The sequence below is a fragment of the Micromonospora arida genome (genome assembly GCF_003857035.1).
In the GTDB taxonomy this organism is placed as follows: domain Bacteria; phylum Actinomycetota; class Actinomycetes; order Mycobacteriales; family Micromonosporaceae; genus Micromonospora; species Micromonospora arida.
Genome location: NZ_QGSY01000101.1, coordinates 1 through 24265, shown reverse-complemented (window position 1 = coordinate 24265; position 24265 = coordinate 1). Strand labels below are relative to the sequence as shown.

Genomic DNA, 24265 nt, shown 5'->3' with positions numbered 1-24265 from the left:
GGGGTGGCCAGGACGGTGGGGGAGTGGGTGCGCAGGGCGCTCAGCCGGGAGGTGCGGGCGAGCTCCGGGTCCTCCTCGTGGGCGTACGCCAGGTCGGGGTCGACGAGTTGCACCATGTGCACCAGTAGGTCCCCGGTGAGCAGCATCCGTTCGTCGGCCGAGGTCAGGAGCACCGACTGGTGACCGGGCGTGTGGCCCGGGGTGGGCAGCAGGCGTACCGCTGGGGTGAGGGCGGTCTCGCCGTCGACCACCCGGAGCTGGCCGGCGGCGCGCAGGGGCGCGATGAGGCCGGCCGGCAGCCCGGGGTTGAGCGTCTCCGCCGCGTCGAATTCGGCGCGCTGCAGCAGGTAGCTCGCGTTCGGAAAGTACGGCTGCCCGGGTGTGCCGGTGACCGCCCAGCCGATGTGATCGCTGTGTAGGTGGGTCAGGACGACCGTGTCGACATCGGCGGGGTCGATGCCCGCGGCGGCCAACTCGGCGGGCAGCCGCCCCGGCACGGGCGCCCAGCTCGCGGCGGGTGCGTCGGCGGGGCCGATCCCGGCGTCGACCAGCGTGACCGGCCCGTCGCCGGCGCGGATCGCGAAGCTGCGGAACGGCAGCCACCACTGCCCGTCGGCGGTCACCGAGCCGGGGTCGCGCCGGTCGGCCTCCGCCCAGTGTGCCGCTGTGGCCTGCGGAAACGCCTCCGCGCGGGGCTGGAAGAAGGCACCCTCACCGTCGGTGAGTGCGGTGACCGTGATAGACCCGAGGGTGCGGTTCAGTGGCATCGGACGATGATTCCAGGGCATTCCTGTTCCGCGCAGCCCGGTTCCGCCGGCCGGTCGAGGCCGGCTGGGGGCTGCCGGCCCAATTGCAGTACGCTCGTACTGCTTGAGCACGTGTCCCCCGAGAGGAGCGCCGGCCGATGGCGAAGATCAAGGTAAACAACCCGGTCGTAGAACTCGACGGCGACGAGATGACCCGGATCATCTGGAAGCAGATCCGGGAGCAGCTGATCCTGCCCTACCTCGACGTCGACCTGCACTACTACGACCTGTCGATCCAGCACCGCGACGAGACCGACGACCAGGTCACGATCGACGCCGCCAACGCCATCAAGGAGCACGGCGTCGGCGTCAAGTGCGCGACCATCACCCCGGACGAGGCCCGGGTCGAGGAGTTCGGCCTGAAGAAGATGTGGCGGTCGCCCAACGGCACCATCCGCAACATCCTCGGCGGCGTCGTCTTCCGTGAGCCGATCATCATGTCCAACGTGCCGCGGCTGGTCCCCGGCTGGACCAAGCCGATCATCATCGGCCGGCACGCCCACGGTGACCAGTACAAGGCCACCGACTTCGTCGTCCCCGGCCCGGGCACGGTGACCATCACCTACACCCCGGCCGACGGCGGCGCGCCGATGGAGATGGAGGTCGCCAACTTCCCCGGCGGCGGCATCGCCATGGGCATGTACAACTACGACGAGTCGATCCGGGACTTCGCCCGGGCGTCGTTCCGGTACGGACTGGACCGCAACTACCCGGTCTACCTGTCCACGAAGAACACCATCCTCAAGGCGTACGACGGTCGGTTCAAGGACCTCTTCGCCGAGGTGTTCGAGGCCGAGTTCAAGGCCGAGTTCGACGCCGCCGGCATCACCTACGAGCACCGGCTCATCGACGACATGGTCGCCGCCGCGCTCAAGTGGGAGGGCGGCTACGTCTGGGCCTGCAAGAACTACGACGGTGACGTGCAGTCCGACACCGTCGCGCAGGGCTTCGGCTCGCTGGGTCTGATGACCTCCGTCCTGCTCTCCCCGGACGGCCGGACCGTCGAGGCCGAGGCCGCCCACGGCACGGTCACCCGGCACTACCGGCAGTACCAGAAGGGTGAGAAGACGTCGACCAACCCGATCGCGTCGATCTACGCCTGGACCCGGGGCCTGGCCCACCGGGGCAAGCTGGACGGCACGCCGGCGGTCACCGAGTTCGCCAACACCCTGGAGCAGGTCATCGTCGACACCGTCGAAGGCGGCCAGATGACCAAGGACCTCTCGCTGCTCATCTCGCGGGACGCCCCGTGGCTGACCACCGACGAGTTCATGAACGCGCTCGACGAGAACCTGGCCCGCAAGATCGCCGCCTGATCCAGGCGTACCGCGTCATCGGAGCCCGCCGGCGTCTCAGCCGGCGGGCTTCGGCGTGTCCGGCGCCGCCGCGCCGATCGGCGTCACTGCGACCGGCGCGCCTCGTTGACCAGGATGGACGAGATGCCAGTCGCGTCCAGGAAGGTTGACCTCGGTCGACCCGCGGCACCCGTGCGCCGATCAGCCAGCCTTCCCGGCTGTGCCGTGCACAGCCAGCCGTCCCTTCCCTGCGGGGGGCCCTGTCCCGGGCCCCCCGCGCCCTGTTTCCCGCCAAGCTCATGCCGCACCGCACCGCACCGCACCTGCCAAACTCAGGCCCCGCGCACAGCAGCGCGGCTCAGGCGGCGCGTAGCAGGTCGGCGGCGCGTTCCGGGGAGATGTCGTTGATGAAGACACCCATCCCGGACTCGGAGCCCGCCAGATACTTCAGCTTGTCCGGAGCCCGCCGGATGCTGAACAGCTGTAGGTGCAGGTGGCCCAGCTCGCGGTCGACCCGCACGGGCGCCTGGTGCCAGGCCGAGATGTACGGCATCGGCATGTCGAACAGGCCGTCGAAGCGGCGCAGTAGATCCAGGTAGAGCGGCCCGAAGGCGTCCCGCTCGCTGTCGCTGAGCGCCGGGATGTCCGGCACCACCCGGCGCGGCGCGACGTGCACCTCGAACGGCCAACGGGCTGCCGCCGGGACGAACGCCGTCCAGTGTTCGTTCTCCGCGACCACCCGGTCACCGGTGGCGCGTTCGGCGGCCAGCACGTCCGCGTACAGGTTGCCCCCGCCGGTCCGCTCGGCGTGCCGGCGCGCCGCGGCCAGCATCGCCCGGGTGCGCGGCGTCACGAAGGGGTACGCGTAGATCTGGCCGTGCGGATGGTGCAGCGTGACACCGATTTCAACGCCCCGGTTCTCGAAGCAGAAGATCTGCTCGACGCCGGGCAGCGCGCCGAGCACCTCGGTGCGGTCGGCGAGGGCGTCCAGCACGGTGCGGACCCGGCGCGGGGGCAGGCTGGCGAAGGAGGCGTTGTGATCCGACGTGAAGCAGACCACCTCGCACCGGCCGAGGCCCGGCCGGACCGCTGTGAACGGGGTGATCTCCCCCGGCTCCTCGGCCACCCGACCGCTCAGTGACGGGAACCGGTTCTCGAAGACCACCACGTCGTAGTCGGGTGCGGGGATCTCGGTCAGCCGGTCGCCCACCGACGGGTCGAGAGGGCACTCGTTCGCCGGCGGGAGGAAGGTGCGGGTCTGCCGGTGCACGGCGACCGCCACCCACTCGTCGGTCAACGGGTCGCGGCGCAGCTGCGAGGCGGGGGGAGGCGGCGGCAGGTCCCGGCGGTCCGGCTGGTCGCGGACCGCGTCGTCGCGCTCGTCGAAGTAGATCAGCTCCCGGCCGTCGGCCAGGTCGATCGCGGTGCGCTTCACGGCGCCGTCCCCTCAGTTGTCGGCGTGCGCGTCGCGCGGCCCGCCCCTGTCGCCTCGACCATGATCAGTTCGCCCACCTGTTCGCCGAGTACCCGTCGTGCGGGTGGAGGCAACCGGTCGTCGCTGACCAGTACGTGGGCTGCCGCCAACTCGACGATCGAGGAGATGCCGACCGTGCCCCACTTGGTGTGGTCGGCGAGCACCACCAGTTGGTCCGCCGCCGCCACGAGCGCCCGATCGGTCTCCGCCTCCATCAGGTTCGGGGTGGTGAAGCCGGCCCGCTCGGTGATGCCGTGGACGCCCAGGAAGAGCAGATCCAGGTGCAGTGACCGGACGGCCCCGACCGCGAGCGGACCGACCAGCGCGTCCGACGGTGTGCGTACACCGCCGGTGAGCACCACGGTCTGGTCCGGGCGACCACCGGCGTGCATGATCTCGGCCACCGGCAGCGAGTTGGTCACGACGGTCAGCTCGGGCACGTCCACCAGCCGGCGGGCCAGCTCGGCCGTGGTGGTGCCGGCGGAGAGTGCGACCGCTGCTCCCGGCCGGACCAGCTGAGCCGCCCGGTCGGCGATGGCCGCCTTCTCGGGCAGTTGGCGGACCGACTTGGCGCGGAAGCCCGGCTCGTCGGTCGAGCTTGGCCCGGTCGTGGTGGCGCCGCCGTGCACCTTGGCCAGCAGGCCGCGCTCGTGCAGCGCATCCAGGTCGCGCCGGATGGTCATGTCGGACACGCCGAAATCGCCTGCCAACTCGCTGACCCGGACGCCGCCGGTCGAGCGGACCCGCTCCAGGATGGCCGCCTGCCGCTGCTGAGCGAGCATCCGTCGTGCCTCCCCGGACGTCCACGTACCCTCACGCGGTCAAACGTGTTCCAACAAAGGTGAACACTAGCGCGTACCGTTCAGCGGTGGAAGGAACGGGTACGGCGACGCCTCAGGCGGACGCGACCTTCAGCTCCACCCAGCCGGTCTCGGTCAGATGGTGCAGCACGGCCTGCACCGCGTCCGCCACGCTCAGGTCGGTGGTGTCGAGCACCAGATCGGCGTCGGTCGGCTCCTCGTACGGGTCGTCGATGCCGGTCATCCCGGTGAGCAGGCCGGCTCGCGCCCGCGCGTACAGGCCCTTGCGGTCCCGCCGCTCGCACACCTCCAGCGGGGTAGCCACGTGCACCAGCACAAAACCCGATCCGGCGGCGAGGGCCATCTCCCGGGCGGTGGCCCGGGCCGCCGCGTACGGGGCGATCGGACAGCAGATGCCCACCCCACGGTGCCGGGCGATCTCGGCGGCCACCCAACCGATCCGCCGGACGTTGAGATCCCGGTCGGTCTTGCTGAAGCCCAGCCCGGCAGAGAGTTCCCGGCGCACCACGTCCCCGTCGAGCAGGGTCACCGTGCGGTCGCCACTCTCCCGTAACGCGTCCGCCAGCCCTCGGGCGATCGTCGACTTGCCGGAGCCGGAGAGACCGGTCAGGAAGACCACCAGCCCTCGCTGCCGACGCGGCGGTCGGGCCCGGGCCAACTCCCGTGCCACAGCGGGCGGGGTGTGCCACTCCGGTAGCGGGAAGCCCCGGTCGAGCAGGTCGTCGATCTCCGGCTGGGTCAGCGCGAGCCGGCGGTTGCGCGGTGGGATGTCCTCCCGCCAACGCCACTGCCCGTCCCGGTTGTCATAGGCGAGTTCTCGCGGCACCAGCACCCGCAGCCCGGCGCCGGAGAGCATCTCCCCGGTGGAGAGCAGGTGGGTCACCCCGTACGCGGCCGAGACCCGGGCGCGCAGCAACGCGTCGCTGATCTCCTCGCGTCGGTGCGACAGCGGCACCGCGACCAGGGTGGCGGGTGGCATCCGGTCCCGCGCGGCGAAGATCGTACGGACCAGCGCCTCCGGCGGGAGCCCGTCTGCGCCGCCCTCGCCGACCGGGATCATCACGAGCAGATGAGCGGCCAGGGTGCGGGCGGCGTGGGCGATCTGGGCGAGCTGTGGACGATGCAGCGGTCGATCGGCGATCACCCCGAGCACCCGGCCCGGGGGCAGCAGCGCACGGACCTCCTCCGGGTTACGCCGCAGTCGCTGGAACGGACCGTGCACACCGTCGCCGAGCCGCCGAACCTGGCCGCCCACTCCCGCCACGCCCTCGCGGACCGGCCAGACGTCGGCCACGTCCAGGGCGGCCGCCGGGGCGCCCTCCCCGTCGGTCAGCACGAGCGCCCGGCGGGCCGGGTCGCGCGGATCGAGGCTCTGCGCCAAGGCGGCCGGCACCTGGAGAACGACCGCGACCTGCCACGGTGTGCCGTCGGCCAGCCGGCCGCGTCGGCTGACCGAGACCAGGTCGGCGCGGGTCATGAAGCCGGTCAGTGGGGCGTACGCGCCGGTCAGCAGCAGCTCCAGATCCGCGAGCTCACCGGGACGTGGCGTGTACGCCGGTGCGTCCCGTAGCACCTCGTCGGGCAGCACCCAGCCGTTGCTCATCCACACCCCCCACTCGCTGACCGGCACACAGTTTCGCAGCCGACCGCCCATCGGTCGAGGGCGCCACTCCAAGACCCGCGCGGGCGGATCAGCGCTTGATCCGCCGGCCTACCGCCGACCGCACCCGGTTCCACAGCTTCCGCTCGTCGCGGATCCGGGGTCGCGAGCCGTCGGCCCGGCAGATGAACAGCAGAGGCAGTCGCGTGTCCTCGGTCCAGCCCACGTTGGTGATCCGGGCCTTGAGCTGCCAGCTGCCCCTGGTCCGGCCGCCGTTGAGGGCGGCGAAGTCGATCGTGGCGGTGGCCCGGTGCACCAGGTGGACGGTGTCCGCTCCGGTCGTACCGGTGATCCGCTCGGTCTGGAAGGTGTTCGGAAGAAAGATCTCGGTGCCGGTCTCCCGGTGGCGGGCCACCAGGTCCAGGCGGGCCTTGCGCACCTGCGCGGTGGCGTCGAGCACCTCGGGGGCGACCTCCTCCATCGGGAGCATCAGCACGTCGCGGCCATCGTCCGCGCGGAACCCGACCGGCTGGTCCGCGGCGCGCAGCTCGGCGGCGACGGTCACCGTGACGCCGTGGTCGACACGCCGGTATTCGTCGACAGTGCCGTGTGCGGCGATGCCCGCCTCCCAGCGTGCAAGCCTGCGCAGGTCCGCGACGCGCCCCTGCTCCGCCAGGTACGCCACGGCTCGGAGCAGAGGCGGCAGTCCACCGGCGACGCCCGGTGCGAAGCGGTCCTGGATGATCTTCTGGACCTCCAGTGCGACCTCCTCCAGCCACGCGTCGGGGGCGTTCAGCAGCCGCTTGCCGCGCAGCCGGCTGAGCATCTCGTTGCGCAGCCAGCGCCGGTGCAGCCGGTCTCGCAGCGGACCCGGCTCGGTGTTGGCGTCCACGACGTCCAGCGCCTCCCGCACGCTGGCGTAGTAGCTCGCCGGGTCCAGCTTGCCCGCTGTGACGTTGCGCGCGTCGCCCCGCTGGACATGGTGGTAGCAGACGTAGTCGGACAGCACGGAGGTGCGCCGGGACAGGAAGTAGGCCCGGATGACCAGCGAGTGGTCCTCCAGCCGACGCTTGCCGCCCTCCGGGAACCGCAGACCATGCTCGTCGAGGAACGACCGCCGGAACAACTTGTGACAGGTCAGGCTGTCGACCAGGGGGGAGTTGCCGAGAGTGGCGTCGAAGCGGTTCTTGCGGAACAGCTCCCGCGGCACGGGGCGTCCGTACCCGGCCATCTTCCCCACCACGATGTCGGCGTCGTTCGCCTTCGCGCAGGCGTAGAGCCGCTCCAGTGCCTCCTCGGCGAACCAGTCGTCGTCGTCGGCGAAGAAGACGTACTCGCCGCGGGCGTGGTCGACGCCGAGGTTGCGCGGACGCGACGGCCAGCCGGAGTTCTCGATGTGCAGCACCCTGATGTGCGGGTGCTCGGCCGCCAGTTGGTCCAGCCGCTTCGCGGTGTCGTCGGTCGAGCCGTCGTCGACGAAGATGGCTTCGAACTCGTCGGCGGGCAGTGACTGGCGCAGCAGCGAGCCAGCGAGCTTCTCGATGTGTGGGCCGCAGTTGTACGCCGGCACCACGACGCTCACCTTGGGGACGCCCACCTCGGCCATCAGGATCCCTCCCGCGTCGTCGGTCGATCACCGGGCGGGGTCGATGCCTGGTGAACGGGAGGTGAATGGTGTCACCCTGGACGTGTCTTTCCCAAGGCGGGGTCGGGCCGAACGCGGGACCGGCGGAAACGGAGCGAGGGCCTTGGCGGGTGCCTTAGGGGTTCGGCGGGAAAAGGATCAGGGGAGTGCCGGGGGCGTGCCGGTGTCCCTGCTGGGCATCGACTCCCTACGCTGGGCGCGTGACACTGATCGCGACCCAGTCGCTCACCAAGACGTACGGAGGTCGGGTCACCGCGCTGGCCGACCTCACCGTCGCCGTCGAGCCCGGGATCATCGGCCTGGTGGGCGCGAACGGCGCCGGAAAATCCACGTTGATCAAGATCCTGCTCGGCCTGATCGCACCAACCAGCGGTCAGGTCTCGGTGCTCGGCATCGACCCGACCGCAGACCCGGCGGCTGTCCGCAACCGGGTCGGCTACATGCCGGAACACGACTGCCTCCCACCGGACCTGTCCGCCGCCGAACTGGTCACCCACCTTGGTCGAATGAGCGGCCTTCCTCGCACCGCGGCTCGCGAGCGTGCCTCGGAGGCACTGCGGCACGTGGGGCTCTACGAAGAGCGCTATCGCCCGGTCGGTGGCTACTCGACCGGCATGAAGCAGCGCGTCAAGCTGGCCCAGGCGCTGGTGCACGACCCCGACCTGCTGTTGCTTGACGAACCGACCAACGGCCTGGACCCGGCCGGCCGCGACGCCATGCTGGCCCTGGTACACCGGATCGGCACCGAGTTCGGCATCTCCGTGCTGGTCTGTTCGCACCTGCTCGGCGAGGTGGAGCGGATCTGCGACACGCTGATCGCCATCGACGGCGGCCGGTTGCTGCGCGCCGACAACATCTCCGCGATGACCTCGGCCACCGACGTGCTCGCCGTGGAGGTCAGCGAGGGCACCGAGGAACTCGCCGCCCGACTCGCCGAGCTGAAACTGCCGGTCGCCCGGGACGGGCGACTGCTCCTCGTGCCGCTCGCCGACGACGGCACCTACGACCTGATCCTCGGTGCGGTCGCCGAACTGGACCTGCCACTGCACCGACTGGGCCAGCGCCGGCACCGGGTGGCCGAACTCTTCGCCACGAGGGAGCTCACTCATGCCTGAGCCGTCCACCGCCGCCGTGCGTCCCACGCCGACCGGCGTCATCCACGACATCGGCTACCAACGCTACGAGGGTCCGAGGCTCGGCCGCCGGCAGGTCTTCGGCGCGCTCTACCTGCACGGTCTGCGCACCGCGTTCGGTTTCGGGCGCAGCGCCAAAGCCAAGATCTTCCCGTGGCTGGTGGTCGGCATCGTCACCCTGGTCGCGGCGGCCCTGGCCGCGATCCGCAGCCAGATCGGCGAGCCGGTCGCCACGTACGCCCAGTTCGCCGACGCGATGAGCTGGCTGGTCATCTTCTTCGTCGCGGTCGTCGCCCCGGAGCTGGTCTCCCGGGATCTGCGCAGCGGCGTGCTGCCGCTGTACTTCTCCCGGCCGCTGCCGCGCGCCGACTACGCGTTGGCCAAGCTGCTGGCGCTGGTCACCGCGCTCTGGCTGCTGCTCGGCGGGCCGCAGCTGTTGATGTTCCTCGGTGCCGCGTTCACCACCAAGCAGGGTATGCGCGGAGTGTGGAACGAGCTGCTCGACCTGCTGCCCGGGCTGCTCTACGCCGGGCTGTGGGCGGTGGTCTTCGCCTCGGTCGGCCTGCTGGTCGCGTCGCTGACCGGCAAGCGCGCCTTCGCCGCCGGCGGCGTGGTCGCGGTCTTCCTGATGACCACCCCGATCGTGGGCGTGCTGAGCATCCTGCCGTCGCGCGCCGCCAACGAGCTGGCCGGGCTCGCCTCCCCCTCCACGCTGGTGCAGGGGGTGGGCATCTGGTCGCTGGGTGACCTGCTGGTCGAGGGCGATCCGGGCGAGATGATGATCGGCGGGTTCGGCCCGGTCTACGCCCTGGCCGCGGTGCTGCTGGTCGTCGGCGCGACCGCCCTCCTGCTGGCCCGCTACCGGAAGGTCGCCTCCTGATGAGCACGCTGAGCCTGACCGGGGTGTCCCGGTGGTACGGCAACGTGGTCGCGGTCAACGACATCAGCATGGCCCTCGGGCCGGGCGTGACCGGGCTGCTCGGCCCGAACGGCGCCGGCAAGACCACGCTGCTGCACATGATGGCCGGGTTCCTCGCCCCGTCGCGCGGCACGGTCACCCTCGACGACGAGCCGACCTGGCGCAATCCCGACGTCTATCGGCGGCTGGGGCTGGTCAGCGAGCGGGAGGCGGTGCAGGGTTTCCTCACCGCGTACGAGTTCGTGCTGGCCAGCGCGAAGCTGCACCGGCTGCCCGATCCGGCGGCTGCGGCCCGACGGGCGATTGATCTGGTGGAGCTGGAGTCGGCGCAGGACCGCCGGATCGGCACGTACTCCAAGGGCATGCGCCAGCGTGCCCGGGTGGCCGCCGCGCTGGTGCACGACCCGCAGGTGCTGCTGCTCGACGAACCGTTCAACGGCATGGACCCGCGCCAGCGGCTGCACATGATGCAGCTGCTGCACACCCTGGGTGACGCCGGCCGGACGATCCTGTTCAGCTCGCACATCCTGGAGGAGGTCGAACAGGTCTCCGGGACGGTGCAGGTGATGGTGGCCGGTCGGTTGGCCGCCTCCGGCGACTTCCGGACCATCCGCCGGTTGATGACCAACCGCCCGCACGTCTTCGCGGTGCGCTCCACCGATGACCGGGCGCTGGCCGTCGCGCTGATCGCCGAGGCGTCGGTGAGTGGGGTCGAGTTGGACCCGACCGGCTTGACCGTGCGGGCCGGTGACTACGGCGCGTTCACCCGGGCGCTGCCCCGGATCGCGCTCAACAAAGGCATCCGGGTGCGACAGCTGGTGCCGTCCGACGAGTCCTTGGAGAGCGTCTTCTCCTACCTGGTGGAGGCCTGACATGTCGACCGTTACCTGGATCACCGCGCGCGGGTTGTTCGGCCGACGTCGGTTCCTGCTGCTGCTACCGCTGCCGTTGGTGCTGCTCGGGCTGGCCGTGCTCTGCCGGTCGCTGGGGGTGGACCCGGGCCAGTGGGGGCCGCCGGTGCTGGTCGGCCTCGGGCTGGCCGTGGTGCTGCCGGTGGTTGCGCTGATCATCGGCACGGGCGTGCTGGGCGCCGAGATCGACGACGGCACTGTGGTGCACATCCTGACCAAGCCGCTGCCGCGCTGGCAGATCGTGCTGCCGAAGCTCGCGGTGGCCGCCGGGGTCACCGCGGTCACCGTGGCGGTGCCGCTCTACGTCGCGGGCGTGCTCGCCGATTCGGTACGCCTCGGACTGGCGTTGGCGGTCGCGGCGGCGCTCGGGGCGCTGGCGTACTCGGCGTTGTTCCTCGCGCTCAGCCTGGTCACCAGGCGGCCGGTGCTGCTCGGGCTGGTCTACGTGCTGATCTGGGAGGGGCTGCTGGGCAACTTCGTCAGCGGCACCAAGGTGCTCTCCATCCAGCAGTACGTGATCGCCCTCGCCGACCGGATCGCCCCCACCGGGCTGCTGGAGACCAGCGTGTCGGTGCCGGTGGCGTCGGTGATGACCGCGCTGGTCAGCGTCGGCTTCACAGTGCTCGCCATCGACCGCCTGCGCTCGTTCAGCGTGGCTGGCGAGACGAGCTGACGACGGTGCGAGACGCTGTTCCGGCCAGCCCCCGCGCGGCGGTAGGGCTGGCCGGATGGACCGGCCGGGCCACCTCGGGCCAGGCTGGTGGGCGTGAGCGTCGAAGCGGAGCGGACGTCGTTGGCTGAGCCATACTCCCGGAGCAGCCGGCCGTGGCTGACCAGCCTGGCCGTCGCCGGGCTGGCCTGTGCCACGGTCGCCACGGCGGCTCAGGGCAGCGGTCAGTTCCACTGGTGGGCGGTGTTCATTCTGATTCCGGCCGCGTTGATCGCGGCCAGCGGTGGGCCGTTGCTGGTTCGCGGCGGCGGCCGGGCCTTCGCCGGGTACATGCTCGCCTGCGTCGGCACGATGGTCTTCGCGGTCGGCGCGCTGCTGATGTTCGGCGTGATGGGGCGGGGTTGGCCGCTCATGGTGGTGCTGCCCTGCCTGGCGGTGGCCGGCACCTACGGCTGGCGCGCGGCCCACCCGTTGGCCCGGGGCCTGCACCGGGCGGTGGCCCTGCTCGCGCTGACCGGAGCGCTGCTCGGCCTGACTCTGCAACTGATCCGGGTGGCTCTGATCCATCTGGACACCGGTTGGTGGGGCGCGTTCCTGATGCTGGCCGGGGCCATCGTGTTGGGCAACGCGGGCGAGTTGACCCGGCACCGGATGCCGTACCGCCTCCAGGCGATCACCCTGCTGGTGGGGCCCGCCGTGATCGCGTTCCTGCTCGGGCTGCGCTTCCTGCGCGGCTGGTGACCCGCCGGTCCGCCGCCGCCCGAGCAGGCGGCGGCGGACCCGGGTCAGAAGGCGCAGGCGATGACCAACTCCGGGGTGCGGCCCGGGAGCAGGTCGAGTTTGCCGATCCGGCCCGCCGCCCGTAGGTCGTCGGCGACCAGCGCGAGCTGCTCCAGCAGGGCCGCGGGGCCGAGCGCCTCCGCCAACGGCACCTCAGCCTTCATCGACAGCTTCCGCTCCGACTTGGCCCGTCGCACCTGGCTCAACGCGTCACCGGCGAGCCGCAGCAGCGCCGGCTCACCCGAGCCCTCGATCGTCCGGGCCACCTCGTGGGTGGTGGGCCACGGCGCCTGGTGCACCGAGCCGTACCGCCACCACGACCAGACCTCCTCGGTCACGTACGGCAGCACCGGGGCGAACAACCGCAGCTGCACCGAGAGCGCCGAGGCCAACGCCGCCCGCGCGGAGTCGGCCGCCGGGCCGGTGCCGTAGGCGCGCTCCTTGACCAGCTCGATGTAGTCGTCGCAGAACCGCCAGAAGAACGCCTCGGTGACCTGCAAGGCCGCCGTGTGGTCGTACGAGTCGAAGGCGGTGCCCGCGGCGGTGACCACGGTGGCCAGTTCGGCGAGCATGGCCCGGTCCAGTGGGGTGGTGGCCGACTGCTCCAGGTCGCGGCGTGGCGTCAGACGCGCCGAGCTGGAGTTGTCGTACGACGCGCGCAACGCGTCCGCCGCGCCCAGTCCGAGCGCGAACTTGGACGCGTTGAGCAGCTTGGTGGCCAGTCGCCGGCCGACCTTGATCTGCGCCGGGTCGAAGGCCAGGTCCATGCCGGGCTTGCCGCTGGCCGCCCAGTAGCGCACCGCGTCCGAGCCGTGCTGCTCCAACAGAGCCAGCGGGGTGACCACGTTCCCCTTGGACTTGGCCATCTTCTTGTGGTCGGGGTCGAGGATCCAGCCCGAGAGCACGGTGTCCCGCCAGGGCAGCACCCCGTGCTCGAAGTGCGAACGGACGACGGTGTCGAAGAGCCAGGTGCGGATGATCTCCTGCCCCTGCGGGCGGAGGTCCATCGGGAAGACCCGGGCGAACAGGTCCGGGTCGGTCTCCCAGCCACCGACGATCTGCGGGGTCACCGAGGACGTGGCCCAGGTGTCCAGCACGTCCGGGTCGCCGATGAAGCCGCCCGCTCGGCCGCGTTGCGACTCGTCGTAACCGGGCGCCGGATCGCTGGATGGATCGACCGGCAGCGCGGACTCGTCCGGCGTGAGAGGGTGGGACCAGTCCGGCTCGCCAGTGTCGTCGAGCCGGTACCACACCGGCACCGGCACGCCGAAGAAGCGTTGACGGCTGACCAGCCAGTCCCCGTTGAGGCCGCCCACCCAGTTGTCGTAGCGGTGTTTCATGTGCGCCGGCACCCAGTGCAGCTGCTCGCCCCTGCCTAGCAGCGTGGCTCGCAGCGCCTCGTCCCGGCCGCCGTTGCGCAGATACCACTGTCGAGTCGAGACGATCTCCAGTGGCCGGTCGCCGCGTTCGTAGAACTTGACCGGGTGGGTGATCGGGCGCGGCTCGCCGATGAGGTCACCGGCGTCGGCCAGCATCCCGACGATCTCCCGGCGGGCGCCGTTGACGGTCTGCCCGGCCAGCGCCGCGTACGGCTGCGCCGGCACCCCGTGCGGCGGCTCGGGGAGTAACCGGCCGTCCCGGCCGATCACCACGCGGGTGTCCAACCCCAGCTCACGCCACCAGGTCACGTCGGTCAGGTCACCGAAGGTGCAGACCATCGCGACCCCGGTGCCCTTGCCGGGTTCGGCGAGGGGATGGGCGTACACGGGCACCTCGACGTCGAACAGCGGGCTGCGCACCGTGCCGCCCACCAGGCCGGCGTACCGCTCGTCGTCGGGGTGGCAGACCAGCGCCACACAGGCCGGCAACAGCTCGGGCCGGGTGGTGTCGATGAGCACCTCACGCCCGTCGGCGGCGGTGAACCGCAACCGGTGGTAGGCGCCGGGGCGCTCCCGGTCCTCCAACTCCGCCTGGGCGACCGCGGTGGCGAAGCCGACGTCCCAGAGGGTCGGTGCCTCCGACTGGTACGCCTCGCCGCGGCGCAGGTTGCGGACGAACGCCCGTTGGCTGGTGGTCCGGGCGATCCGGCCGATCGTCGTGTACGTCAGGGACCAGTCCACCGAGAGCCCGAGCCGCCGCCACAGCGCCTCGAAGGCCTGCTCGTCGGTGACCGTCAGCCGTTCGCACAGCTCGATGAAGTTGCGCCGGGAGATCGGGGTGGGGTCGCGGCGGGCCGCGTCGTCGACCGGAGCCGCCGGTGGTCGCCACACCGGGTCGTACGGCAGTGCCGGATCGCAGCGCACCCCGTACACGTTCTGCGCCCGACGCTCGGTGGGCAGCCCGTTGTCGTCCCAGCCCATCGGGTAGAAGACGGCCTTGCCGCGCATCCGCTGGTACCGGGCGGTGGTGTCGGTGTGCGTGTACGAGAAGACGTGCCCCATGTGCAGCTCGCCCGATACGGTCGGCGGCGGGGTGTCGATCGAGTACACGTCGCTCCGCTGCTTCGAGCGGTCGAACGCGTACGTGCCTTCCTCCTGCCAGCGGCGTGCCCAGCTCTCCTCGAGCCCGTCCAGTGTCGGACGCTCGGGAACGCCGGCGCGGGCCGTCCTCGCCGTATCGGTCATCCTGCGATCGTAGGCAGGGGCCAGCGGCCGGACCACGGGTTAACCGGTGCGCCACGAGAATTCGTGCCGGATGTCGGCCGGCGCGGCGGCAACGACCGACGTGGTGTTCCGGTCGACCGCTGGTGGGCCGACCGGCTGGTGCCGGTCGGCCCTCCCGTCAACGGGCGACCGGGCCGGCCGCCGGGCCGGACGTGGCCAGCCGGACCCGCAGCTTCCCGCCGCTGCGGGCGTTGACCCGTTCCAGGATCGTGGAGATCGGGGCGTAGGAGTTCCGCTCGTTGGGGTTGGTGCAGGCGCCCTGCCCCGGGTCGCCGTTCGAGAGGATGCCCAGCGCCTTGCCGTCGGCCTCGGTGAACAGCGGCCCGCCGCTGTCTCCCGGCCGGGCGCAGATCCGCACGTCGATGCCGCCGCTGCTCTTGCCGGTGATCTCCCCGCACCGGGTGCCCGGCACGTAGCCGGCGCCGGCGCCGGAGTCGACGTACTGTTCACCGGCCTTCGGGGTGTACGCCGCGCCGGTCGCGCAGACGACCCAACCGCTCTGAATGTCGCTCCACGGCACGTAGCCGGTGATCCGCACGTCCCGGCTGCCGCTGGTGGCGCATCGCGGGTTGTCCGCGACGCACCAGTAGTTGACCAGGCTGGGTGTGCTCTTGGCCCCCCGCGGATACGTCCACTGGGGCAGGGCCCCAGGCTGGTACGGCATGATCGCGTAGTCGTACGGGTAGGCGTTCTCGGCCAGGTCCGGGTTCGGCGCCTCCACTGTCACGGGCACCTTCGGGCCGAGGAACTGATGCCAGGTCCGGTCGACCTGCTGGTGCCGTCCGCCGACGACGCAGTGCCCCGCGGTCAGCACGTATGCGTCGCGCACTCCGACGGTGAGGTTGAAGCCGGTGGTGCAGCCGCCGACGGTGCCGTCGTCGCGCGGCACGTCCAGGCGGATGCCGCCGCGCATCGGCGCCTGCGGGCAGTAGCGCGGGTCGCACGCCTTCGGCACGTTGGTCGCGGGGGTCCGGACCTGGGTCCGGGTCGGCACGCCCGCGGCGCGGCGCGCCTCGGCCAGCCGCGGGTCGTCCGTCGTGATCTGGTCGCCGGTGAGCACCACGATCTCGTTGGCCCGCGGATCCACCACGACATCCGAGCCGGGTGACGCGTCGAGCGTGACGGCGATGGCGGCTGCGGCCTCGGCGAGCTGACCCAGGGCGTGCCGCACGGCGACCACCCGGACGTTCACCGGGTCCGTCACCTCGGCCACGGCCGCCCGCACCGCCGCGACGTCGGTCGCTCCGACGGTGAGCACGCCGCCGGCCTCCTGGTCGAGCCACATGCCGCCGTACGAGCGCGGGACCTGCTCGGTCAGCCGCGCGGCGAGGGGCGCGGACATTTCCTGGAGGGCGAGCCGCCGGGCCGCCTCGGTCGCGGAGATCTGGTAGCGGTCGCGCAGGTACGCGACGGACTCGGGCGCGGCCTGAGCGATCGCCTGGGCCGGTCGGACGCGCACCGGACCGGAGGTGCCATTCGGCTCCGTCTTCTGCTCCGTCTGCGGCCTGGGCGCGACGCCACCGGAGGCGGTTGCGCCGGGTGCTGCGCTGGCTCCGCTGGTTGTCGCGCTGCCCAGCCTTTCCTCAGCCGCTGCCGCGGTGGTCGACGGGCGGTCGGCTCCGTCTCCTCTGGTCACCGCGACGGCGGCCCCGATCAGACCGAAGACTGTCAGCCCAGCCACGATCATGCGTCCCCGTGTGTGCACCCCGTACCCTCCCCGTGCGTTCGGTGGTGCCGGCCGGAAGGATCCGGCCGTTGTTGGCGGCCGCACCGCGCGGGTGCGGCCGACGAGCGGTGATTGTAGCTAGACCAGTGACTCCCGCCACTGCCGATGCAGGGCGGCGTACCGGCCGTCGGCCTCCGCGAGCACGGCGGGTGGGCCGTCCTCGACGACCCTTCCGTTGTCGAGGACGAGCACCCGGTCGGCGGTCTCCACTGTGGAAAGCCGATGGGCGATCACCAGTGCGGTGCGGTCGCGCAGGATGGTGCCGAGTGCCCGCTGCACCAGACGTTCCGTCGGCACGTCCAGCGACGACGTCGCCTCGTCCAGGATGAGCACTGTCGGGTCGGCCAGGAACGCGCGGGCGAACGCGACCAGCTGCCGCTGCCCGGCGGAGAGCCGGCCGCCGCGCCGGTGCACCTGGGTGGCGTACCCCTCGGGTAGTGCGGCGATGAAGTCGTGCGCGCCGATCGCCCGCGCGGCGGCCTGGACGGCGGCGTCGTCGGCCCCCGGGCAACCGAACCGGATGTTCTCCGCGACGGTCCCGCTGAACAGGTGGTTCTCCTGCGTCACCAGCACCACCGCGCGGCGCAGGTCGGCGTCGCGTACGTCGCGCAGATCGACCCCGTCCAACCCGACCGCGCCGGTGTCGGGGTCGTGGAAACGGGCGACCAGCTTCGCGATCGTCGACTTACCCGCCCCGGTCGGGCCGATCAACGCCACGGTCTGCCCGGCCGGCACGGTCAACTCCAGCCGGCAGAGAATCGGGGTGCCGGCCCGGTAGCCGAAGCCGACCGAGCGGAAGGTCACCTCACCACGGCCGGGACCGGTCGGCAGCGGTGTGGGCCGGGTCGGTTCGGCGACGGCCGGTCGTTCGTCGAGCACCCCGGCCAGCTTCTCCAGTGCGGCGGTGGCCGACTGCAACGAGTTGTAGAACTGGCTCAGCTCCTGCATCGGCTCGAAGAAGCGACGCAGATAGAGCAGGAACGCGGCGAGCACACCGATCCCGGTCTGCCCGCCGAGCACCCGCCAACCGCCGTAGCAGAGCACCACAGCCACTGTGACGTTGCCGATCAGCTTGATCGCGGGCGAATACGTGGCGATCAGCCGGAACGCGTGCAGGCTGCTCCGCCGGTAGTCGTCGCCGAGCGCCGCGAAGATCCGTTGGTTGCGAGGCTCCCGGCGGAACGCCTGCACCGCCCGGATGCCCCGCATCGACTCGACGAAGTGCACGATGACCAGCGCGACCGCGTCCCGGGTCCGTCGGTACGCGCTGGCCGACGACCGGGCGAACCAGCGGGAGAGCGAGAACAGGAAAGGGAAGGCGAACAGCGTCACGGCCGCCAGCGGCAGGTCCAGCCAGAGCAGGATGGCGGCCACCGACAGGATCGAGAGCCCGGCCAGCACCAGGCTGTCGATCCCACCGTCGACCAGTTCGGCGATCGAGTCCAGGTCGCTGGTGAGCCGGGAGACCATCCGACCGGACGTGTACCGCTCGTGGAAGCCCACCGAGAGCCGCAGGAAGTGCCCGAACACCCGCTGCCGCAGGTCGAGCAGGACGGCCTGGCCGATCCGGGCAGAGAGGGTGAGGAAGCCGCGGCGGGCCGCGTACTCGGTCACCGAGGCCACCGCGAACGCCCCGGCGACGGCGACCAGCGGGCCGGCGTCGCCGGCCCGCAACGGCGGGATGGCCCGGTCGATGCCGATCATGACCAGGTACGGGCCGGCCATCGCGGCGGCGTTCTGGGCCAGCAGCAGGGCGACCGCCACGGCGAGGCGCCGCCGATGTGGTCGGAGCAGGCCGCCCAGCAGGATGCGGCTGAGCCGGCGCAGCCGGGCCACCGCCTCGGGGCTGGTGTCCTCGGCTCGACTGCGGTCAGCCTCCGGGTCGGTGGCCGTTCCGCGCCAGCGGGTGAGCTCGGGCTCCTCCTCGGGAGGTGGGTCGGCCTGCTCCGGCACGCTCACGAACGCACCAGCCCCCACCCGTCCGAAGGGGACGAACTCGGGCCGCTGGCCCCGGCCGGCGGTGGATGCCCGGCGGGCGGCTCGGCGGCGAGCAGTGCCCGGTACGCCGGAACGGTGGCCAGCAGGTCGGAGTGCCGGCCGGTCGCGGTGATCCGTCCGTCCTCCAGCAGGGCGACCCGGTCGGCCAGCGCGATCGTCGACGGCCGGTGCACCACCAGCAGCGCGGTGCTGTCGCGCAGGACCCGCCGTAGCGCCGCTTCGACCAGCGCCTCGGTGTGCACGTCGAGAGCCGAGAGCGGGTCGTCCAGCACCAGCACCGCCGGTCGACCGAGCACGGCCCGCGCCAACGCGAGCCGTTGCCGTTGCCCGCCGGAGAGGGACAACCCCTGCTCGCCCACCCGGGTCGCCAACCCCCACGGCAGGTCGTACGCGAAGTCGGCCTGGGCCAGCGCGAGGGCTGCGCGGATCTCGTCGTCGCCGGCGTCCGGGCGACCCAGGGTGAGGTTCTCCCGCACCGACATGGAGAAGAGGGTGGGCTCCTCGAACGCCACGCCGACCAGCCGGCGCAGCGAGGCCAGCCGCAGCTCGCGCAGGTCGTGCCCGTCCAGGGTGATCCGGCCGGTGGTCACGTCGTGCAGCCGGGGCACCAGGGAGAGCAGCGTGCTCTTGCCGGAGCCGGTGGCGCCGACCAGGGCCAGCGTCTCGCCCGGCTCGATGGTCAGGTCGATCTCGCGCAGCACCCCCGTGGCGGCACCCGGATAGCTGAACGCGACCCGCTCGAAGCGCAGCCGACCGTGCACCGCGTCGCGCGGCAACGCGACCGCGCCGGGAGAATCCACGATCTCCGGTGGAGTGTCCAGCACCTCCTGGATCCGGTCGGCGGCGGTGGCCGCCTCCTGACCGTTGGCGATGATCCAACCCAGCGACTGCACCGGCCAGATGAGCATCAGTTGGAGACTGACGAACGCGACCAGCTCGCCGATCGTGAGCGTGCCCTGCGCGGCGGCGGCCGCTCCGGCCGCCAGCACCACGCCAAGGGTCACGTTGGGCACCAGGTCGAGCAGCGCCGCGGTGTTCGCCAGCAGCCGTCCCTTGTCGACGCCCGTGTCGTGCAGCCGTCGGGCCGCACCGGCGAAGCGAGCGGCCAGCTCGGGCCCCCGCCCGTACGCCTTCATGGTGCGCAGGCCCTGCGCGGTCTCCTCGACCAGCGTCGCCACGTCGCCCTGCTGATCCTGCATCCGGCGGGACGCGGCGTGGTAGTGCCGGCCGAACCGGCGACTGATCAGCAGCAGCGGAACCGCGCTGGCCGCGACCAGCACCCCGAGCGCCGGGTGCAGGTTGATCAGCAGCACCACCACGACCACGTACGTGGTCAGGTTGAGCACCAGGAAGAACACGCCGAAGGAGAGGAACCGGCGGATCACCGACAGGTCGCTGGTGATCCGGGAGAGCAACTGGCCGGACTGCCAGCGGTCGTGGAAGCTGGTCGGCAGCCGTTGCAGGTGGGCGTAGACGTCGGCGCGCAGCGCCGCCTCCATGCCCACCGCCGAGGACGACTGCACCCACCGGCGGATGAAGATGAGCACCGCCTCGACGACGCCGAGCAGCAGCGCCAGGCCGCCGAGTTGGAGCAGCCCGGCCGTTTCGTGTCGGGCCACCGGCCCGTCCACGACCCGCTGCACGACCAGTGGTACGGCGATCCCGGCTGCGGTGCCGGCGAGGCCCGCGACGAGCAGCCAGGCGAATTCGGCGGCGTACGGGCGCAGGTAGGGGCGCAGCCGCCAGAGGTTGTGCACGGGGTGGGTGCCCGCGGCGGCCCGGGCGGCCGGGTCGCCGTCGCTCTCCACAGGCACTACCCGACGGTAGCGTCAATGAGTGTCGATGCTCCTGTCAGCTTGTTGTCACGCGTCGCTCGTGACCGAGAAGCCACTTCTTCACGTCCAGCCCCCAGCGGTAGCCTCCGAGCGTGCCGTCGGTGCGGAGAACCCGGTGGCAGGGCACGAAGAGGGCCGCCGCGTTCCGGGCGCAGGCGGCCGCGGCGGCCCGCACCGCCGGTGGCCGGCCGGCCAGCGCGGCGTACCCGGTGTAGGTGACCGGGGTGCCCGGCGGCACCTCGCGCAGCACCTGCCAGGCGTGGGCCATGAACTCTCCACCGGTGCGTTGACGCACCGGCACCGCGTCGATGGCGGTGAGGTCACCGTCCAGGTAGGAGTGGACCGCCGCACTGACCGGGCCGAGGTCGGCCCGCTCCCGTAGCGGTGCCCGCAGGGCCGGGTGGACCAGGGGCAGCAGCGCCGCCGGGTCCGGGGTGAAGCCGGCCGCCCGTACGTCACCGTCGGGGCCGGCGAGGATGCTCAGTGGGCCGGCAGGTGTGTTCAGTACGGTGCTGTCGATGTTCATGCCGCTCTCCAGAGTCTGATCGTGGCGTAGGACCGCCAGGGACGCCAACGCTCGGCGTACCTGTCGAGGGTTGGTTGGGTGTCGGGCAGGCCGAGTGCGGCGGCGCCGCGCCGGACCGCGAGGTCGGAGCTGAGGAGGACGTCCGGGTCGCCGAAGGCGCGCATGGCCAGGTAGTTGGCGGTCCACGGGCCGATGCCGGGCAGCGCGAGCAGCCGTCGAACGGCCTCCTCCCGATCCACCCCGGCGGCGAGGTCGACGGATCCGTCCACCACGGCCCGAGCCAACCCCCGCAATGCCTCCCGCCGCCCCACAGGCATCCCGAACCCCGAGTCCGGCAGGCCCAAAAGCTCCTCCGCGCTCAAGAACCCCCGCAGCTCACCCCGTTGATCATGAGGTTGGCCCGGGTGTCGATCTTCATCGACCTCGTCAACCTCATGATCAACGCGGTGGGAGAGGAGGCGGGTGAGGGTTGTTCTTGCGGACGTGACCGAGACCTGCTGGCCGATGATGGCCCGGACGGCCTGTTCGAAGCCGTCGACGGCGCGGGGGACGCGGATGCCGGGTTCGGCGGTGACCACCGGGGCCAGCGCCGGGTCGGCGGCCAGCGTGGCGTCGATGGCCGCCGGGTCCGCGTCCAGGTCGAGCAACCGGCGGCAGCGGGCCACCGCCGGCGCCAGGTCGCGCAGGTCGGCGAGCCGCAACGTCGCCGCCACGTGCCCGTCCGCCGGGGTCAGCGCCACCCGGCCGATGCCGTGCGGCAACCGCAGACCCCGGTGGTACGTCCCGTCGCGGACCGCCTCCACGCCGGGCAACGCCCGCACCGCGAGGAAGTCCAGCAGCGCCCGGGCGTGCAGCGGCGGGCGGTACGCCAGCCGGAGCGCGATGGTCCCCGCCCCGGCCGGCGCCTGCTGGCGGCCACGGGCCGTGCGCAGGTCCGACGGCGCGCTCGCGTACACCTCGCGAAGCGTGTCGTTGAACTGCCGCACGCTGCCGAAGCCGGCGGCGAACGCGATCTCGGCCATCGCCAGGTCGGTCGTCTCGATCAGGATCCGGGCGGTCTGGGCGCGTTGGGCCCGGGCCAGCGCGAGCGGACCGGCGCCCATCTCGGCGCTCAGCATCCGGTGCAGGTGCCGCTCGGTGTAGCCCAGCCGGGAGGCCAACCCCGGTACGCCGTCCCGGTCGACAACCCCGTCGGCGATGAGCCGCATCGCCCGACCGACCACGTCCGCGCGGACGTCCCAGAGCGGTGAGCCGGGCGCGGCGTCCGGCCGGCAGCGGCGGCAGGCGCGCAGCCCGGCGCCCTGCGCGGCGGCGGCGGACGGGAAGAATCGGACGTTCTGCCGCTTCGGTGTGATGGCCGGGCAGGACGGCCGGCAGTAGATCCCGGTGGACGTCACACCGGTGTAGAACCAGCCGTCGAACCGCTGGTCACGGCTGTCCACGGCCCGGTAACACCGCTCGAAGTCCATCTCCATGTCACCGATGATGCCCCGCTCGACCGGTCATCGGCTGGCGGGAATCGGACCTGGGTGTGCGCGCCGCGCGCGGGCCCCGCCCCGGGTCAGCGCCGACGTCGGTGCGGCTGACCGGACCGGCCGGCCCGGGAGCCCTGACTGGTTCGGTCGGTTTGGCCGGCACGGCTGGACCGGTTGTCCCGGCCGGCGCGGTTGGCCTGACCGGTGAGCAGGGCCGATCGGAACACACCGTCCGGGTCGTACCGCTTCCACAGCCGCCGGACCCGGGCCCCGGTCTCGCCCGGGTAGATCCGGGCGAACGCGGCGGGGTCAGGCCGGCTCTCGAAGTTGACGTACGCGCCGTCGGCGCGTGCCCCGGCGGCCCGCCACGCGGCGTTCAACGCGGCGTCGGCCTGCGGCGGAAACACCGAGGCCACGATCAGCGTGTCCTGGTGGCGATGCGGGTACGCGGTTGCCTCGGAGGCGACGTCGTTGACCGCCCCACCCAACGAGCGGAGCTGGATCACCGCCCGCCCCGGCCCGGTCACCGCTCGCGTCACGGCCCGCGCCCCGGCGTCGTCCAGCGCGGTGAACAGACCGTTGGTGGTCGTGCCACGCTGCTGCCCGACGTTGGGGTTGAGGTGCGCCGTCGGCACCAGCGTCGGGTAGGGCAGCAGGTCGGTCCGGTGTTCGAGCACCTTGCCGATGGCGAGCAGCGGTTCCACCGCCGGCCGGGCTCGGCGCAGGCTCTCGGCGGCGACCACGGCGGTGATGGACATGAGCACCGATCGACCCTCGGCGTACACCACGGCGGCCGCGGACAACTCCCGTGGCGCCTGGGCGAGGTAGCTCGTCCACTCCCGGACGGTGCGACCGTCCGGATGCGCCTCGACGACCAGCTGCGTGACACCGACGTTGCGCTGCTCGACTGCCTCGATCTCGAAGGCCACCACGATGCCCGTGCCGGCCCCGGCGCCCCGGATCAGCCAGAACAGCTCCGGCTCGTGCTCGGCGTCCGCGCGTACCAGCGTCCCGTCCGCCAGCACCACCTCGACGGCGCGGACCCGGTCGATGGTGAGGCCGTGGGCGCGGACCAGCCAGCCGACACCACCGCCGGTGGCCAGGCCGCCGACGCCGACACCGCCGTAGTCACCCGAGCTGATCACCAGGCCGTACGGGGCCAGCGCCTTCGCCACGTTCGCCCAACGCGCGCCGGCCTCGACCCGGACCAACCCGGCCCGCTCGTCGATCACCTGAACCCGGTTGAGCATGGACAGGTCGATGACCACCCCGCCGTTGTTGGACGAGGCTCCGGAGAGGCCGTGCCCGCCGCTGCGGACCGCGATGGGCAGCCGCTGCTCCCGCGCGTAGCGCAGCGCGTCGACCACCTGCGCGGTGGTCTTCGGCAGCAGGACCGCGGCCGGTGACGCCGACCTGGTGTACGTCGAGCGCAGTTGCGCGTACCGGCGGTCGCCGGGTGTGACGATCTGCCCCCGGAGGGAGTCGGGCACCCGGGCCATGGCCGTGCTCATCGTCGCCCCCGCAGCTCGCACCTCGGGTGTCCGGGATCGGTCATGGCCCAAGAATGAGCGGGCATGTCGGCCTCGACAAATTCGGTGGACCGGTGCCCGCCGTCGCTGCGGCGCGCGACGCTCGCCGCTACGGGGAGCGCCGCGCGAAGGTGACCGGAATCTCCTGGGTTGACCGGTCAGGCCGGGGCGGAGGAACCACCGACCTGACCGGTGGTGCTCAACGTGACGGCCTCGGCGTGACCGTCGGTCGGCCCGGCACACCGGGCGGGCCCAGCGGAGTCGTCGGGGTTGGTGAGACAAGCGGGTGGCCTGGTGCGCCCGGCGTGCTGGGCAGGCCCGGCCGGGTCGTCGGGCTCGGCTTGACCGTCGGTTGGCCCGGTACGCCGGGCCGGCCCGGCGTGATCGACGGGGTCACCTGGGCGCCCCCGGGGCTGGGCTCGACCGTCGGCACCGTGGTGGGCGAGGACGGGGTGGGCA

18 protein-coding genes are annotated in these 24265 nt (G+C 72.1%); 6 read left to right on the top strand and 12 right to left on the bottom strand.

Annotation, left to right across the window (positions count from 1 at the left end; genetic code table 11):
- The coding region (locus tag DLJ58_RS04725) for an MBL fold metallo-hydrolase (RefSeq protein ID WP_148097977.1) at positions 1 to 767 on the bottom strand (767 nt) is incomplete at its 3' end.
- A gap of 137 nt (positions 768 to 904) precedes the next feature.
- On the opposite strand from DLJ58_RS04725, the gene DLJ58_RS04720 reads away from it, so the two are divergent.
- Complete coding sequence (locus tag DLJ58_RS04720; protein WP_091406326.1) at positions 905 to 2122, top strand: NADP-dependent isocitrate dehydrogenase; 1218 nt, start codon at positions 905 to 907, stop codon at positions 2120 to 2122.
- A gap of 337 nt (positions 2123 to 2459) precedes the next feature.
- On the opposite strand, the gene galT is transcribed toward DLJ58_RS04720, so the two are convergent.
- From galT to DLJ58_RS04700, 4 genes are all read right to left on the bottom strand, one after another.
- Positions 2460 to 3536: a galactose-1-phosphate uridylyltransferase gene (gene galT / locus DLJ58_RS04715; RefSeq protein ID WP_124854028.1), complete on the bottom strand. Its 1077-nt coding sequence runs from the start codon at positions 3534 to 3536 to the stop codon at positions 2460 to 2462.
- A complete protein-coding gene (locus tag DLJ58_RS04710; protein WP_124854027.1) occupies positions 3533 to 4357 on the bottom strand; it encodes a DeoR/GlpR family DNA-binding transcription regulator in 825 nt (274 codons plus the stop codon). Before DLJ58_RS04710 ends, galT begins: the two co-directional genes overlap by 4 nt.
- Before the next feature lie 112 nt (positions 4358 to 4469).
- Positions 4470 to 5999: an adenylyl-sulfate kinase gene (gene cysC, locus DLJ58_RS04705; protein WP_124854026.1), complete on the bottom strand. Its 1530-nt coding sequence runs from the start codon at positions 5997 to 5999 to the stop codon at positions 4470 to 4472.
- A gap of 88 nt (positions 6000 to 6087) precedes the next feature.
- Positions 6088 to 7602 carry a glycosyltransferase family 2 protein gene (locus DLJ58_RS04700; RefSeq protein ID WP_124854025.1) on the bottom strand — a complete coding sequence of 505 codons (1515 nt, stop codon included), beginning with the start codon at positions 7600 to 7602 and terminating at the stop codon, positions 6088 to 6090.
- 239 nt (positions 7603 to 7841) lie between these two features.
- Between DLJ58_RS04700 and DLJ58_RS04695 the strand changes: the two genes are divergently transcribed.
- From DLJ58_RS04695 to DLJ58_RS04675, 5 genes are all read left to right on the top strand, one after another.
- Positions 7842 to 8756 carry an ABC transporter ATP-binding protein gene (locus DLJ58_RS04695; RefSeq protein WP_124854024.1) on the top strand — a complete coding sequence of 305 codons (915 nt, stop codon included), beginning with the start codon at positions 7842 to 7844 and terminating at the stop codon, positions 8754 to 8756.
- Complete coding sequence (locus DLJ58_RS04690; protein ID WP_124854023.1) at positions 8749 to 9654, top strand: ABC transporter permease; 906 nt, start codon at positions 8749 to 8751, stop codon at positions 9652 to 9654. Before DLJ58_RS04695 ends, DLJ58_RS04690 begins: the two co-directional genes overlap by 8 nt.
- Positions 9654 to 10565 carry an ABC transporter ATP-binding protein gene (locus DLJ58_RS04685; protein ID WP_091406310.1) on the top strand — a complete coding sequence of 304 codons (912 nt, stop codon included), beginning with the start codon at positions 9654 to 9656 and terminating at the stop codon, positions 10563 to 10565. Before DLJ58_RS04690 ends, DLJ58_RS04685 begins: the two co-directional genes overlap by 1 nt.
- A 1-nt stretch (position 10566) precedes the next feature.
- Positions 10567 to 11277, top strand: coding sequence for an ABC transporter permease subunit (locus tag DLJ58_RS04680; RefSeq protein WP_112583758.1), 711 nt, complete (start codon positions 10567 to 10569; stop codon positions 11275 to 11277).
- 93 nt (positions 11278 to 11370) lie between these two features.
- Complete coding sequence (locus DLJ58_RS04675; protein WP_124854022.1) at positions 11371 to 12015, top strand: hypothetical protein; 645 nt, start codon at positions 11371 to 11373, stop codon at positions 12013 to 12015.
- A gap of 44 nt (positions 12016 to 12059) precedes the next feature.
- Here DLJ58_RS04675 and valS read toward each other — a convergent pair whose 3' ends face one another.
- From valS to DLJ58_RS04640, 7 genes are all read right to left on the bottom strand, one after another.
- The gene (gene valS / locus DLJ58_RS04670; RefSeq protein ID WP_124854021.1) at positions 12060 to 14678 is read right to left on the bottom strand and encodes a valine--tRNA ligase; all 2619 of its coding nucleotides are present in this window, start codon (positions 14676 to 14678) and stop codon (positions 12060 to 12062) included.
- 157 nt (positions 14679 to 14835) lie between these two features.
- Entirely contained in the window at positions 14836 to 16398 is a 1563-nt protein-coding gene (locus DLJ58_RS04665) for a trypsin-like serine protease (RefSeq protein ID WP_124854020.1), read from the bottom strand.
- 123 nt (positions 16399 to 16521) lie between these two features.
- Positions 16522 to 18402, bottom strand: a complete 1881-nt coding sequence (locus DLJ58_RS04660; protein WP_244218776.1) for an ABC transporter ATP-binding protein — start codon at positions 18400 to 18402, stop codon at positions 16522 to 16524.
- Entirely contained in the window at positions 18399 to 20255 is a 1857-nt protein-coding gene (locus DLJ58_RS04655) for an ABC transporter ATP-binding protein (RefSeq protein ID WP_124854018.1), read from the bottom strand. The genes DLJ58_RS04660 and DLJ58_RS04655 overlap by 4 nt, the downstream gene beginning before the upstream one ends.
- A gap of 37 nt (positions 20256 to 20292) precedes the next feature.
- Positions 20293 to 20802, bottom strand: a complete 510-nt coding sequence (locus tag DLJ58_RS04650) for a methylated-DNA--[protein]-cysteine S-methyltransferase (protein WP_124854017.1) — start codon at positions 20800 to 20802, stop codon at positions 20293 to 20295.
- Positions 20799 to 22277: a DNA-3-methyladenine glycosylase 2 family protein gene (locus DLJ58_RS04645; protein ID WP_124854016.1), complete on the bottom strand. Its 1479-nt coding sequence runs from the start codon at positions 22275 to 22277 to the stop codon at positions 20799 to 20801. The genes DLJ58_RS04650 and DLJ58_RS04645 overlap by 4 nt, the downstream gene beginning before the upstream one ends.
- 86 nt (positions 22278 to 22363) lie before the next feature.
- On the bottom strand, positions 22364 to 23788 hold the full coding sequence (locus tag DLJ58_RS04640) for an FAD-binding oxidoreductase (RefSeq protein WP_124854015.1): 1425 nt from the start codon (positions 23786 to 23788) through the stop codon (positions 22364 to 22366).
- Positions 23789 to 24265: the final 477 nt, after the last annotated feature.